At 72.9% G+C, this 13,805-nt stretch carries 11 protein-coding genes and 1 pseudogene; 5 read left to right on the forward strand and 7 right to left on the reverse strand.

Annotated elements, in window-relative coordinates:
* Nucleotides 1–75: 75 nt before the first annotated feature.
* The gene (gene dapE, locus ACZ9QC_RS13790; protein WP_472920406.1) at nt 76–1,155 is read right to left on the reverse strand and encodes a succinyl-diaminopimelate desuccinylase; all 1,080 of its coding nucleotides are present in this window, start codon (nt 1,153–1,155) and stop codon (nt 76–78) included.
* Between the two features lie 152 nt (nt 1,156–1,307).
* Here dapE and ACZ9QC_RS13795 point away from each other — a divergent pair, with 152 nt between their 5' ends.
* Both ACZ9QC_RS13795 and ACZ9QC_RS13800 read left to right on the forward strand, forming a co-directional pair.
* Nucleotides 1,308–2,339: a heavy metal transporter gene (locus ACZ9QC_RS13795; RefSeq protein WP_472920407.1), complete on the forward strand. Its 1,032-nt coding sequence runs from the start codon at nt 1,308–1,310 to the stop codon at nt 2,337–2,339.
* A 312-nt stretch (nt 2,340–2,651) separates the two neighbouring features.
* Entirely contained in the window at nt 2,652–3,065 is a 414-nt protein-coding gene (locus ACZ9QC_RS13800; protein ID WP_472920408.1) for an ATP-binding protein, read from the forward strand.
* A gap of 116 nt (nt 3,066–3,181) precedes the next feature.
* Here ACZ9QC_RS13800 and ACZ9QC_RS13805 read toward each other — a convergent pair whose 3' ends face one another.
* Entirely contained in the window at nt 3,182–4,282 is a 1,101-nt protein-coding gene (locus ACZ9QC_RS13805; RefSeq protein WP_472920409.1) for a bifunctional succinyldiaminopimelate transaminase/glutamate-prephenate aminotransferase, read from the reverse strand.
* Between the two features lie 131 nt (nt 4,283–4,413).
* On the reverse strand, nt 4,414–4,731 hold the full coding sequence (gene fdxA, locus ACZ9QC_RS13810; protein ID WP_005480604.1) for a ferredoxin: 318 nt from the start codon (nt 4,729–4,731) through the stop codon (nt 4,414–4,416).
* Between the two features lie 140 nt (nt 4,732–4,871).
* On the opposite strand from fdxA, the pseudogene ACZ9QC_RS13815 reads away from it, so the two are divergent.
* Both ACZ9QC_RS13815 and ACZ9QC_RS13820 read left to right on the forward strand, forming a co-directional pair.
* A pseudogene (locus ACZ9QC_RS13815) lies at nt 4,872–5,861 on the forward strand (GNAT family N-acetyltransferase); the annotation flags it as partial.
* A 161-nt stretch (nt 5,862–6,022) separates the two neighbouring features.
* Nucleotides 6,023–6,895 (forward strand): transglutaminase family protein, encoded by an 873-nt coding sequence (locus ACZ9QC_RS13820; RefSeq protein ID WP_472920410.1) that lies wholly within the window; start codon nt 6,023–6,025, stop codon nt 6,893–6,895.
* A gap of 337 nt (nt 6,896–7,232) precedes the next feature.
* Here the strand turns inward: ACZ9QC_RS13820 and ACZ9QC_RS13825 are convergent, their stop codons facing one another.
* The 4 genes from ACZ9QC_RS13825 to ACZ9QC_RS13840 form a co-directional block, all read right to left on the reverse strand.
* Entirely contained in the window at nt 7,233–9,401 is a 2,169-nt protein-coding gene (locus tag ACZ9QC_RS13825) for a hypothetical protein (RefSeq protein ID WP_472920411.1), read from the reverse strand.
* Between the two features lie 160 nt (nt 9,402–9,561).
* Nucleotides 9,562–9,993 carry a DUF6113 family protein gene (locus tag ACZ9QC_RS13830; protein WP_472920412.1) on the reverse strand — a complete coding sequence of 144 codons (432 nt, stop codon included), beginning with the start codon at nt 9,991–9,993 and terminating at the stop codon, nt 9,562–9,564.
* A gap of 64 nt (nt 9,994–10,057) precedes the next feature.
* Nucleotides 10,058–11,065 (reverse strand): N-acetyl-1-D-myo-inositol-2-amino-2-deoxy-alpha-D-glucopyranoside deacetylase, encoded by a 1,008-nt coding sequence (gene mshB / locus ACZ9QC_RS13835; protein ID WP_472920413.1) that lies wholly within the window; start codon nt 11,063–11,065, stop codon nt 10,058–10,060.
* Between the two features lie 125 nt (nt 11,066–11,190).
* On the reverse strand, nt 11,191–11,385 hold the full coding sequence (locus ACZ9QC_RS13840) for a hypothetical protein (RefSeq protein WP_005480627.1): 195 nt from the start codon (nt 11,383–11,385) through the stop codon (nt 11,191–11,193).
* A 224-nt stretch (nt 11,386–11,609) separates the two neighbouring features.
* On the opposite strand from ACZ9QC_RS13840, the gene ACZ9QC_RS13845 reads away from it, so the two are divergent.
* A complete protein-coding gene (locus tag ACZ9QC_RS13845; protein WP_472920414.1) occupies nt 11,610–13,727 on the forward strand; it encodes a prolyl oligopeptidase family serine peptidase in 2,118 nt (705 codons plus the stop codon).
* Nucleotides 13,728–13,805: the final 78 nt, after the last annotated feature.

A 13,805-nucleotide genomic window follows, 5' to 3' on the forward strand; every position in this document is an offset into this window, starting at 1 on the left:
CTCAGCGTAGATCCATACGGGTTACGGACGGGGGACGTCAGCGTGTCCGCCACGCGATCCGCCGCGCCGGACAGGTCACGCCGTCAGCCAGGACCTCAGGCGCTCCTCGCCGGTCAGGATCTTCGCCGTCTCGACGCGCTCGTCCCGCCGGTGCGCCAAGTGCGGGTTGCCGGGGCCGTAGTTGACGGCCGGGACGCCGAGGGCACTGAAGCGGGAGACGTCGGTCCAGCCGTACTTGGGCTGGGCGGTGCCGCCGACGGCCTCGATGAACGCCGCGGCCGCCGGGTGGGACAGGCCGGGCAGCGCGCCGGGGCTGTGGTCGTCGACGGTGAACTCCTCGACCCCGCAGTCGGCGAAGACCTCGCGTACGTGGGCGATGGCCTCCGCCTCCGTACGGTCCGGCGCGTAGCGGAAGTTGACGGCGACCACGCACGCGTCGGGGATGACGTTGCCGGCGACGCCGCCGGAGATGCGGACCGCGTTGAGGCCCTCGCGGTACTCCAGGCCGTCGATCACCGGGTAGCGGGGCTCGTACGCCGCGAGCCTCGCCAGGATCGGGGCGGCGGCGTGGATGGCGTTGGAGCCCATCCAGCCGCGGGCGGAGTGGGCCCGCTCACCCTTGGTCGTCAGCAGGACCCGCAGGGTGCCCTGGCAGCCGCCCTCGACCTCGCCGTCGGTGGGCTCCAGGAGGACCGCGAAATCCCCCGCCAGCCACTCGGGGTGGGCCTCGGAGACGTGCTTCAGGCCGTTGAGGTCCGCGGCGACCTCCTCGTTGTCGTAGAAGACGAACGTCAGGTCGCGGTTGGGCGCCGGGACCGTGGCCGCGATGCGCAGCTGGACCGCGACGCCGGACTTCATGTCGCAGGTGCCGCAGCCCCACAGGACGCCGTCCTCGTCGAGGCGGGAGGGGACGTTGTCCGCGATGGGCACGGTGTCGATGTGGCCGGCCAGGATCACGCGCTCGGCGCGGCCCAGGTTCGTACGGGCGACGACGTTGTTGCCGTACCGGTCGACCGTGAGGTGCGGCAGGGCGCGCAGGGCGGTCTCGATCGCGTCCGCGAGGGGCTTCTCGGTGCCGCTCTCGGAGGGGAAGTCGACGAGCTGCGCGGTCAGCCGCGCGGCGTCCAGCGTGAGGTCAATCGGGGTCTCGGCCATGTCCCCGACCCTAACGCGCCTCCGGATCCGGGCCGCCGGACGCATGGAGCCGGGCCGCCCGGCACGCGGATCCGGTCACTTCCGCACCCCTGTTCACATCACTGTTCACAACTCCTGCACGAGTGCCATTACCGTCCAGTACCTTGGACCGCGTGTCGGAGCCGTACCCCTTCCCCCCAGGTCCCCGCCGCCCCCGCCGTCGCGGCCGCCGCGTGCTGCAGTTCATGGCGGCCTTCGTCGTGCTCACCGCGATCGGGGCGTATCTCACCGTGCAGTATCTGACCGGGGGAAACGGGACCCCCCGGTGCGTGGTCGTGTCCGGGACGGACGACGGGGCGCGGTACGAGTTCACGCCCGAGCAGGCGGCCAACGCCGCGACGATCTCGGCGGTCGGCACCTCGCGCGAGCTGCCCGAGCGGGCCGTGACGATCGCGCTGGCGACCGCGCTGCAGGAGTCGAGTCTGCGCAACATCGCGCACGGCGACCGGGACTCGCTCGGCCTGTTCCAGCAGCGCCCGTCGCAGGGCTGGGGCACCGAGCAGCAGATCCAGGACCCGGTGTACGCGGCGGGTGAGTTCTACGAGCACCTCGTCAAGGTCGACGACTACGAGCGGCTGCCGCTGACCGTGGCCGCCCAGCGTGTGCAGCGCAGCGGCTACCCGGAGGCGTACGCCAAGCACGAGCCCGACGCCGCACTGCTCGCCGCCGCGCTGACCGGGCGGTCGGCGGCCACGCTGACCTGCGAGGGGCGCCGGGACACGACCGGCACCGGCACCGCCTACACGGGCGGCCCGGACGCCGTGCGCAGCGCGCTCGCCCGGGACTTCGGGGACGAGTCGTTCGAGTCGGCCGCGGCGGTGGTGAGGTCCGAGGGCGGCGCCTCGGCCGAGGCGAGCACGGCACCGAGTCCGAGCGCCTCCCCCGCCGCCGGGACCGTGACCATCCCCCTCACGGACGCGGGGAACGCCGGAACCGCCGGGAAGACCGACCGGGCCCGGCAGCGCGGCTGGGAGCTGGCGCACTGGGCCGTGGCCAACTCCTCCCGGCTCGGGGTCGAGCGCGTCTCCTACGCGGGGCGCGAGTGGGTCGCAGAGGGTCGGGCCGGGGCGTGGCGCAAGGCCCGGGGCGCGGCGGGCGGCACGGTGGGCTCCACCACCGAGGTCCGAATCGTCACTGGACAGTAGGCCGCACGGCTCACCCGTGCGGGGTAGGCGCGGTGCGTCGGGTGGACGGGGTGCGTGGGATTTCTCCTGCTCACCCCTGGTGCGCGGAATGCGTTGGGAACACAGGGCCGTAAGGATTCAGCAGACGGTCGGCACGGGTGGCGTTTGTCCGACTGGATCCCCATTTGATCATGCGACGCATTGCCATTTCTTTACGTCGGGACGCCGCAACCTTCGGGGACTTCGAGCGGTAGTCACTGCGTCCGAGCCCGGAACGGTCAACTCCCGGGCGCGGTCGGACACTTCAACGTTCTCTTCCGTCAAAGGAGCACCATGTCCCTCCCCTTGACCCGCCGGATCGCCCGTGCCGCGCTGCTGACCGCAGCGGGAGCGGCCTCCGTGGTCGGTGCGGCCGGCTCCGCGAGCGCGGCGCCCGAACTCCCGGCCACCCCGAACCTCGGCGGCCTGTCCGCCGTGGACGGGGCGAACGCGGGCAGCACCGTGGACGGCGCGACGCAGAACGTCACCGGGGTCGCGAGCGACGCCGGCACCAAGGCGTCCAAGCAGACCCTGCCGACCGTGAGCAAGACCGGCGGGAAGACCGTCAAGACGACGACGCCCGTCGCGCAGAAGGCCGCCGGGGAGGCCGCGGGGTCCGCCGGCACCGTACTGGGTGACACCACCAAGACGGCGACGAAGAGCGGGCTGCCCACGGGGCAGCTGCCGGCCAAGAGCCCGCTCGGCTGACCTGCCGTACGCCGACCTGCCGCACGTCGAAGGGGCCCGGGGAGTTCCCCCGGGCCCCTTCGACGTGGTGTGTCCGACGTGGAGTGTCCTACGTGGTGTGTCCGACGTGGAGTGTCCTACGCCTTGGTCAGGCGTTCCACCGCCGCCGCCACCCGCTCGTCCGTCGCCGTGAAGGCCACGCGGACGTGGTGGTCGCCGGCCGGGCCGTAGAAGTCGCCGGGGGCCACGAGGATGCCGAGGTCGGCGAGGTTCGCGACCGTGGTCCAGCAGGACTCGTCCCGGGTGGCCCACAGGTAGAGGCTGGCCTCGCTGTGTTCGATGCGGAAGCCGTGGGCGACGAGGGCGTCGCGCAGGGCCGTGCGGCGGGCCGCGTAGCGGGCGCGCTGCTCCTGGACGTGCGCGTCGTCCCCGAGGGCCGCGACCACGGCGGCCTGGGTGGGGGCCGCGGTCATCATGCCGCCGTGCTTGCGGATCTGCAGGAGCGGGCCGAGGACGTCCGGGTCACCGGCGAGGAAGGCCGCGCGGTAGCCCGCCAGGTTGGAGCGCTTGGAGAGGGAGTGGACGGCGACGATGCCCTCGTACGAGCCACCGTTGACGTCCGGGTGGAGCACGGAGACCGGGTCGGCGTCCCAGCCCAGCTCCAGGTAGCACTCGTCGGAGAAGATCAGGATGCCGTGCGAGCGGGCCCACGCCACGATCCGGGTGAGCTCGTCCTTGTCGAGGACCCTGCCCGTGGGATTGGACGGCGAGTTCAGCCAGAGGAGCTTCAGGCCGGCCGGGTCCAGGGTCGTCGGATCGTCGTAGGCCTCGTGGTCCGCGCGGGCGAGACGGGCGCCCACCTCGTACGTCGGGTAGGCCAGGCGCGGGTACGCGACCCGGTCGCCTGGGCCGAGGCCCAGCTGGGTGGGGAGCCACGCCACCAGTTCCTTGGAGCCGACGATCGGCAGGACGTGGCGGTGGGTGACGTCGCGGGCGCCGAGACGGCGCTCCAGCCAGCCCGTGATCGCGTCGCGCAGTTCGACGGTGCCCCAGACGGTGGGGTAGCCCGGCGAGTCCGCCGCGGCGACCAGTGCCTTCTGGATCAGGTCGGGGACCGGGTCGACCGGGGTGCCGACGGAGAGGTCGACGATGCCACCGGGGTGCGCGGCGGCCGTCGCCTTGTACGGCTCCAGCTTGTCCCAGGGGAACGTGGGAAGGCGGTCGCTGACTGCGGACACGGGTTCTGGCTCACTTTCTCGTGGCGAACGCCTCGGTCCCGTACGGCGATCGTGGTGATCGGGCCGTACGGGACCGGGGCGGCGCGGATGCGGACCGCGGGGGCGTCACCCCCGGGCCCGCGGCGTCGCTCTCAGGCCTGCGGCGGGAGTGCGGCGACGAAGGGGTGGTCACGCTCGATCAGACCGAGCTTGCTGGCACCACCGGGCGAGCCGAGCTCGTCGAAGAACTCGACGTTCGCCTTGTAGTAGTCCTTCCACTCCTCCGGGGTGTCGTCCTCGTAGAAGATCGCCTCGACCGGGCACACCGGCTCGCAGGCACCGCAGTCGACGCATTCATCCGGGTGGATGTAGAGGGACCGCTGACCCTCGTAGATGCAGTCGACCGGGCACTCCTCGATGCACGCCTTGTCCTTGACGTCGACACAAGGCTGCGCGATGACGTAGGTCACGCTGTCGTTCCTCCTCGATAGGGCGCTGGCGGGCCTCCTCAGGCTCCGCCGCCTGGCGCGCGGGAGCGCGGCGTCGTCGATGCCCGCACCTAGTATCTCCGTTCCTGGGCATGATCCGAACAGGAGGGGTGGACAGACCTGTGGAAATCTCTGCCGGTGGACGACTCGAGATCCGTGTCTCCGCTGCTGACGTGGGCAAACGCGTGTCGGTGCGGTGCCTCGACGACGCTGGCGCCGGGGCTGGGAAATTCACCGACACGGTTGGTGTTCTCACATCATGGGACGACGGCGTCCTGTTGATCACCCGCCGGAACGGGGAGCGGGTACGGATCGAGGAGTCGTCGCTGGTCGCGGGGAAGGTCGTGCCCGCCGCCCCGGCCCGCCGACGCGGGCCCGCCGCCACGTACGAGGAGCTGGCGCGGGTCTCCGCGCGGGCCTGGCAGCCGGTCGAACGGGAGCGGCTCGGCGACTGGGAGCTGCGGGCCGCCTCCGGCTTCACCCGGCGCGCCAACTCCGTGCTGCCGACGGGCGACCCCGGAATGCCCCTGGACGACGCCCTGACGGCCGTACGCGGCTGGTACGCGGCCCGCGGGCTGCCCGCCTTCATACAGCTGGCCACGGGTGCCGAGGGCACGCAGGAGCTGCTGTGCGCGGAGGTGGCGGACCGCGGCTGGGTCCGTGAGGTGAGCGCCGAGCTGTGGATCGGCGCGCTCGCGCCGGTCGCGGACCGGGAGTGGGCCGGGGTCGAGCTGGCCCGCACGGCGGACGAGGCGTGGCTCGGCCGCTACCAGCGCAAGGGGCTCGGCGAGGTCGCGCTGAAGGTGCTCGGGAGTGGGCCGTCGGTGTGGTTCGCGACCGTGCCGGGCGCCGGGGGCGCGGGGCCGGCCGCCATCGGGCGGTGTGTCGTGGACGGGCGGTGGGCCGGTTTCGCGGCCGTCGAGGTCGATCCCGCCCAGCGGCGGCGGGGGCTCGCCACGACCGTGATGGCCGCGCTGGCCCGGCGGGCGCTGGACGAGGGCGCCTCGGCCGGGTGGCTCCAGGTGGAGACGGACAACGTGGGGGCGCGGGCACTGTACGGGGGGATGGGGTTCGCGGCGCATCACTCGTATCACCACTACCGGGAGCCGGAGGGGGCCGACAGCGGCGGGGGCGGCGGCTCCGGTGCGGGCTCTGGCTCCGGCTCCGGCTCCGGCTCCGGTGCAGGCTCTGACTCCGGTGCAGGCTCTGACTCCGGTGCAGGCTCTGACTCCGGTGCAGGCTCTGGCTCCGGTTTCGCTCCGGGGGGATCGTCGTGAGCGGGCATCACCCGGCCGTGCCGGCGCCCTTTCCCCCGGAGCCGGAGCGGGCGGCCGAGGTGCGGCGGCGGTTCGCGGAGGAGGCGCGGGCCGAGCGGCCCGATCTGGCCCTGCTGTGTCTGCTGGTGGGCGCCGCGGGCGACGGGACACTCGACGACGCGGGCGTCGACGCCGCCGAGATCGAGCTCGACCGGCTGGCCGGGCTGATGCCGTACCGGCCGGGCGCGCCTCGTGCGTGGGCGGTCGCGGCGGCCGAACTGCTCGGCGAGCAGTGTGGGTTCCATGGTTCCGCCGGGGACTACCAGCGGCTGGAGTCCTCGCTGCTGCACCAGGTGCTCGAACGGCGACGGGGGTTGCCGATCCTGTTGTCCGTGGTGTGGATGGAGGTGGCCCGGCGGGCGGGTGCGCCCGTGTACGGGGTCGCGCTGCCGGGGCACTTCGTGGTGGGGTTCGGGCCGCAGGAGGAGCAGGTGCTCGCCGATCCTTTCGACGGGGGGCGGGTGCTGAGCGGGAGCGACGCGGAGTTGCTGGTGGCCGGGGCGACGGGGGCTCCGCTGGACCCCGCGATGCTGAGCCCCGCCGATCCGCTGGACGTGGTGGTGCGGGTCCTCAACAACGTGCGGGCGTGGGCGGCGGCGCGGCCCGAGCGGACGGATGTGGCGTTGTGGGCGCTGGAGCTGTCATTGGCGATGCCCTCGCATCCGGGGCGGTTGCGGTACGAGTGGGCGCGGTTGCTGGTGCAGCGTGGGGAGTTCGTGCGGGGCGCTGCCGCGTTGGAGGAGTACGCCGAGGTGGTGGCCGGGGTGGATGCCGGGGCCGCGGAGAAGATGCGGAGGCAGGCGGAGGCGGCTCGGGCTCGGCTGAACTGAGAGTGCCTGTGGGGCGACGGCGGTTCGAGGGTGCGTATTCGCCGTGGGTCGCGTCTTCGCCGTGGGACGCCTTTTCGCCGTGGGGCGCCTCTTCGCTGTGGAGCGCGTCTTCGCCGTGGGGCGCCTCTTCGCCGTGGGGCGCGTCCTCGCCTTGGGCGCCTGTTCGCCTTGGGCGCCTCCTGGCCGGCGGGTGCGGGTTCGTCGTGGCCGGTCGCGCAGTTCCCCGCGCCCCTGGCCTCTCCGCAGCCCGTCGGCGGCTACAACCACCGTCATACCCGCAGCCGTGACGAGGGGGCACCCGGGATGTCCCGGGTGCCCCCTCGTCCTCGTCGTGCCGCTAGCTCGGGTTCGTCTCGATGACGGCCGTGCGGTTGGTCGTGCTCTTCAGGGCCTGGCGGAGGGCGCCGTAGACGTCCTGCACGGTGACGGGGGTCTTCTCGCCGTTGCCGCGGGTGATGAGGACGTCGTCGAAGGCGCCGCCGTAGAGCTCCTTGAGGGCCTTCTCGTCGTAGGAGTCGACGAGCTTGCCGTCGACGGCCTTGACGGTGAGGAACTTCCAGAGCGAGTTCTCCGGGCTCAGCGGGACGCTGTGCGCGGCGTCGGTCTGGACGGTCACGATGCCCGACATGGCCGGCTCCGCGAACTCCTTCATGAACCGGTCGACCTCGGCCTTGTCGACCGACGGCTCCTTGGTGGTGGTCGGGAGCTGCACCGTCGCGGGCTTGCCGGTCTCGACCTGGGTGCGGTAGGCCTCCTCGACGGCGTCGGTGGATGCGTCGACGTCGATGCCCTTGCCGGCCTTGCCGTACACGGGGACGGCCTTGCCCGCCTCGTACTTGACGGTGCCGTCGCTGGCCGAGCCGGAGCTGCCTGCGGCGCGTTGCAGGGCGGCCGCCAGCTTCTCCACGTCGACGGGCATGACGGGCTCGACGACCCGCTCCTGGCCGAAGAGCGCGCCGATCACCGAGACCGGGTTGTAGTCACTGACGGCGGCGGCGCTGACCGTGGCCTGCTTGTCGAACTGGAGTCCGGCCTGGTCGGGCCTGAGGGAGACGGTCTCGCCGTCGACCGAGAGCTTGAGCGCCTCGTTCGTGCTCTTGCCGAAGGCCGCGTCCAGCTTGTTGACGGCCTCGTCGCGGGTGCCGCCGCCGATGTCGACACCGAGGACGGTGGTGCCCTTGGGGACGTCGGAGTGGTTCATCAGCAGACCCGCGCCGTAGACACCGCCGCCGAGGACGATCACTCCGCCCACGAGCAGGCCGAGCTTGCTGCGGCCCTTCTTCTTCGCCGGCTTGGCGGACTTGGTGTTCTTCGCCGAGCCGGACTTCTGCTGCGGGCCGGGGTCGGGCAGCTTCGGCGGGGTGTGCTGCACCGCTCCGTCGGGGCCGCCCTCACCGAACGGCGTGCCCTGGCTGCCGGGGGGCACGACCGGGATGCCGCTGGTCAGAGTGTGTCCGGAGGGGTTGTCGACGAGCGGGCCGGAGCCGCCGTAGCCCGGGGTGCCCGGTTCCGGGGCGGGCCGCTGCGGGGTGAGGACCGCGGTGTCGTCGCTGATGCCGCCGCCGGGGCGGGCGTAGGAGCCGGGCGCGGAGAAGTCGGCGTCGGGACCGCCGAAGGGGTTGCCCTGGTAGCCGTGGCCGCCGGGACCGCCCTGGCCGGGCGGCGGGCCGAGCGGGCTGTCGCCGGTGACGGGGCCGCCGGTGGGGCCCGCCGGGCCGGAGCGGCCGTCCGGGCCGCCGGGGCGGGCGCCGCTGTCGGAGAAGTACGGCAGGTCGTCGCGCTCGGGCTTGGTGCCGGCCAGCGCGGCCGAGACGTCGAAGGAGCCGGTGCCGCCGCCGTGGCCGGGAGCGACCGGCTGGCCGCCGGTGGCGCCCGGGAGTCCGGCGCCGTTCGTCCCGCCGGGCCGTGCGCCCGTGCCGGGGCGCGGGCCGCCGGGCTGGGCACCGGGTCCGCCGGCCATCGGGCCGGGACCGCCGGGGCGGGCGCCCGTGCCGGGGCCGCCGGGTGCGCCGGGGCCGGGTGTGCCCGTGCCGGGACCGCCGATCGAGCCGGTGGAGAACCCGGCGCCGTTGCTGCCGCCGGTGCTCGTGCCCTTGGCGGGGGTGGCGCCCTTGCGCGGCGCGAACCAGTCGCTGGTGGGCTTGTCGTCGGCGGGTGCGGCCGGTTCCGGCGCGGGCGCCGGGGTGTCCGTGAACACGGGCATGGCCGTGGTGCCGGTGGTCTCCGACTCGGACCCGGTGTCGTCCGCCGAGACGTCGCCGTCACCGACCGGCTTGCGGACGACGACCGGCGGGATGGGGCGCGAGCCGGGGATGTTGATCCGGACCCGCGTGGTCAGCGTGGTCTCGGTCCTGGGTCCGTCCGGCCGCTCGCCGGCGGCCGACCGGGCCGCGTCGGCACCGGCCTCGGTGGCCATGGGCGTGCCGTACGGCGGTGTCCCCGACGGGTACGCGGTGCTGCCGCGCCCATTGGCCCCGGAGGACGAAGTGTCAGTTTCACGACTCAAGGCAGGTTCTCCCGGTTTGCTCCGCCGCCCGTCACGACCTCAACTCAGCGGGCAGCTCGGCGGCGCGCACCACCATACTGGCCACTTCCGGCGCGTATCCCACGACCGTGTGGGAAACCCACACGGGACCCGCACCGGCGCTCTGCGGCGAAGTGGTACGTCACTTCCCAAGTCGGGCGTCGGGCCCGGTCGGTTGCCGCCCCCACCCAAGGGTGGCGCACATCACAGCCACAGCCATGCCGCCGAGCAGGAAGAGATACGAGCCCGCTCCCGCACCGAACAGGAAGTCGCCCTCCGGCCGGGTGGACGTCAGCAGGACGACGGAGATCATCCAGCCGGCGGCCGGCGCAACGGCCCCGGCCCGGCCGCCCGTCGCCCGGGCGCCGCCCAGGAACAGGCCGGCCGCGCCCAGCAGCGCGAGCAGCAACCCCCCGGGGAACCAGGCCGCTTGGAGCAGCCCGCCGGCCACCCCGACCACGGCTCCCAGGACGAAGAGTCCCAGGTGCGCGGCGGCCCGCCCCAGCGGGGGAAACGTCAACGGCTGTGCGAGCGCGCTGCCTTGCCCGCCCGTCGGCCGGTTCTTCGCGGTCATCGCCGGCCCTCCTCTCGGCGGCCGTGCGTGCGCACCACTGCTGTGTCATACCCATGCGTACGCATCACAGGGCCGTTCCGTTCTGCCGTTTCTCGAAAGTCTGCCGTTCCGGGGAAGTCTGTCGCTCTTCGGGCGAAATGCCGGGGATCCCCTCGAACAAGTCGCTCTCCCGGCCGCCACCTTCGCGTCCGCCCCGCACCAACTCGTAGTACTCGGTGGTCAGCAGCGGCTGGGCCAGCCGGTTGGAGAGGACGAAGTACGGCTCGGCGACCTCGATCTGCGTGGCGTGGGCGCGCATCGCGGCGGCCTTCGCGTCCGCGAAGCCGGCGCCGTCGATCTCGGTGGTGACGATGTGGTCGTCCACCACTCCGGGCACATCCGTGACGCTCGCGGCCCGCTCGAACGGCAGCCGTCCGGGCTCGGCGAGGTCGCGGCCGAGCCGGCCGAAGCCCTCCAGGAGCACCCCGCGCGGCACCCGGTTCCAGTAGACCTTGGCGATCTCCCAGGGCTCGCCCAGGTCGGGGCGGTAGTCCGGGTCGGGGCTCAGGTCGGCTGCGCGCATGGCGACGCGGTGGGCCTGGATGTGGTCGGGGTGGCCGTAGCCGCCGTTCGGGTCGTAGGTGACGAGGACCTGGGGGCGTACCTCACGGATGACCTCGACCAGGTGGGCGGCGGCCTCGTCGACGTCGGCCGACCAGAAGGCGCCGGGGCGTTCGTTCTGTTCGACGCCCATCATCCCGGAGTCGCGGTAGCGGCCGGGGCCGCCGAGGAAGCGGTGGTCGGTGACGCCGAGTTTCTTCATGGCCTCGGCCAGCTCGTCCACCCGGTGCGGGCCCAGGGCGTCGTCGCGGTCGGGCGCGAGGTGGGCGAGGCCGGGCGGGATGACCTCGCCCTCCTCGCCGAGGGTGCAGGTCACCAGCGTCACGCGCGCGCCCTCGGCCGCGTACCTGGCCATGGTCGCGCCGTTGTTGATCGACTCGTCGTCCGGGTGCGCGTGCACCAGGAGCAGTCGGCGAGCGACGCCGGAGGGGCGTCCCCCCGGCCGAGGGCCGGAGGAGGGCAGATCCGTCATGGGGCCACCCTACGAGGCCCCCGGTTCGCGCCCGTGCCGGGCGCGGCATTCACGGGAACGGTCGGCCGCAAGGGTCGCGGGCCCGGTGGGACGGGCCCTGGGAGAGGCCCCGGCGGCCGGAGGTGTCAGAACTTGATACTGCCGATCATGCCCGCGATGTTGGTCGTCAGCTCGCTGATCGTCGGCGCGATGGTCGAGGAGGCGAGATAGAACCCGAGCAGGATGCAGATGATCGCGTGTGGTGCCTTCAGCCCTGACTTCTTGATCAGGATGAAGACGATGATCGCCAGCAGCACCACCGCCGAAATCGAGAGTGCCACGGCGGCTCACCTCCAAAAGTTCCCTGGGACCTGGGGAGCGAAGCAGTTGTCGAAGGCTGACGGCGAGAGCGTCGTCAACCGGTGACGTGGGTGACGCAGTTGTAAATCCATACAGCGGCCAGCAGGTTCATACCCACCCAGCGGTAGTGATCATAACTATCCATACGCGCGCATCGGTCGGCGCACGGCCGCACAAGGGGGCGCATGGCCAATATGGTCGGAGCATGACGACCCAGCCCGAGTCCTTCCCTCGCCGACACGCCCGGACCCAACGTTTCTCCCTCGGCGCGCCGAGGGCTTTCTCCGTCGCTCCGGACGGTTCCCGCGTCGTGTTCCTGCGGTCCTCGTCCGGCACCGACCGGGCCAACAAACTGTGGGTGATGGACCTCGGGGACGGGGGTGAGCGCGTGGCGGCCGACCCGGGCGCGCTGCTCGCGGGCTCCTCGGAGGAGTTGTCCACCGAGGAGCGCGCGCGCCGTGAGCGTCTGCGCGAGGGCGGCGCCGGGATCGTCGGCTATGCCACCGACGCGGCCGTGGAGTTGGCCTCTTTCGCCTTGTCAGGGCGGCTTTTCGTGGCCGAGCTGCGGGCCGGGACGGCACGTGAACTGGACGTTCCCGGGCCGGTGATCGACCCCCGCCCCTCGCCCGACGGCCGGTACGTCGCCTACGTCGCCCGGGGTGCGCTGCGGGTGGTCGCGGTGGAGGGCGGTGCGGACCTGGCGCTCACCGAGGAGGGGGCGGGGAACGTCACCCACGGTCTGGCGGAGTTCATCGCGGCCGAGGAGATGGGCCGTTCACGCGGTTTCTGGTGGTCGCCGGAGTCGGACCGGCTGCTGGTGGCGCGGGTGGACGACACGCCGGTGCGCCGCTGGTGGATCTCGGACCCCGCGCAGCCGGAAAGGGACCCGCAGCAGGTGGCGTACCCGGCGGCCGGGACCGCCAACGCGGAGGTGCGGCTCTTCGTGATCGACCTCGCCGGGGCCCGCACGGAGGTCGTGTGGGACCGGGCGCGTTACCCGTATCTGGCGCATGTGCACTGGTCAGCGGCGGGTGCGCCGCTGATCCTGGTGCAGGCGCGGGACCAGCGCAGCCAGCTGTTCCTGGCCGTGGACCCGGACACGGGGGCGACCCGGATGGTGCACGCCGACGAAGATCCACATTGGCTTGATCTTTTCCCTGGGGTGCCGGCGTGGAGTCCGTCGGGCCGACTCGTGCGTGTCGCGGACGAGGGCGGCGCGCGGGTGCTCGCGGTCGGTGAACGCCCTTTGACGGGGCCGCAGTTGCAGGTCCGCGCGGTGCTCGACGTCGCGGACGCCGATGTACTGGTCTCCGCCTCGGCGGGTGAGGCGGCCGCGGACCCGGAGATCGGCGAGATCCACGTCTACCGCGTGAACGAACTGGGCATGGAGCGCGTCTCGCAGGAGCCCGGCGTGCACTCGGCGGTGCGCGCCGGGGGCGTGACCGTGCTCGTCTCGGCCGTTCCGGGGCGGGCCGGCGCCCGGGCGCAGGTGCTGCGGGACGGCAAGCCGGTGGCGACCGTGGCGTCTTATGCGGAAGATCCCGGTATGTCACCGCGCGTGCGGTTCACACAGGGGGGCGCACGCCGCGTACCGTGCGCCCTGCTTATGCCGAGCGACTACGACGGGGTCACACCCCTACCGGTCCTCATGGACCCCTACGGCGGTCCGCACGGCCCCCGGGTGCTCGCCGCGCACAACGCGCACCTCACCTCGCAGTGGTTCGCCGACCAGGGTTTCGCGGTGGTGGTCGCCGACGGACGCGGCACCCCCGGCCGCTCCCCCGCCTGGGAGAAGGAGATCGACGGCGACTTCACCCTCTCCCTGGACGACCAGGTGGAGGCGCTGCACGACCTGGCGACGTCCCACCCGCTGGACCTCTCCCGGGTCGCGATCCGCGGCTGGTCGTACGGCGGCTGGCTCGCGGCCCTCGCGGTGCTGCGCCGCCCGGACGTCTTCCACGCCGGCATCGCGGGTGCCCCGGTCACCGACTGGCGGCTCTACGACACGCACTACACCGAGCGGTACCTGGGTGATCCCGCGAAGAACGCGGCGGCGTACGCGAGGAGTTCGCTGATCACGGACGAGGGGCTGTCCTCGCCCGCCGAGCCGCACCGCCCGCTGATGGTGGTGCACGGCACCGCCGACGACAACGTGGTCTTCGCCCACGCGCTGCGGCTGTCCTCAGCGCTGCTCGCGGCCGGCCGCCCGCACGAGGTGCTGCCGCTCTCCGGCGTCACCCACATGACCCCGCAGGAACAGGTCGCCGAGAACCTGCTGTTGCTCCAGGTCGACTTCCTCAAGCGTTCGCTGGGCCTGGCCTAGGCGAGGGCGAGAGCGGGGGCCGGCACAGCAACGGGCCGGGGCTACATGGCGAGCCCCGGCCCGTTTACGGCACCCGCA

The sequence above is a fragment of the Streptomyces sp. HUAS MS02 genome (assembly GCF_055702265.1).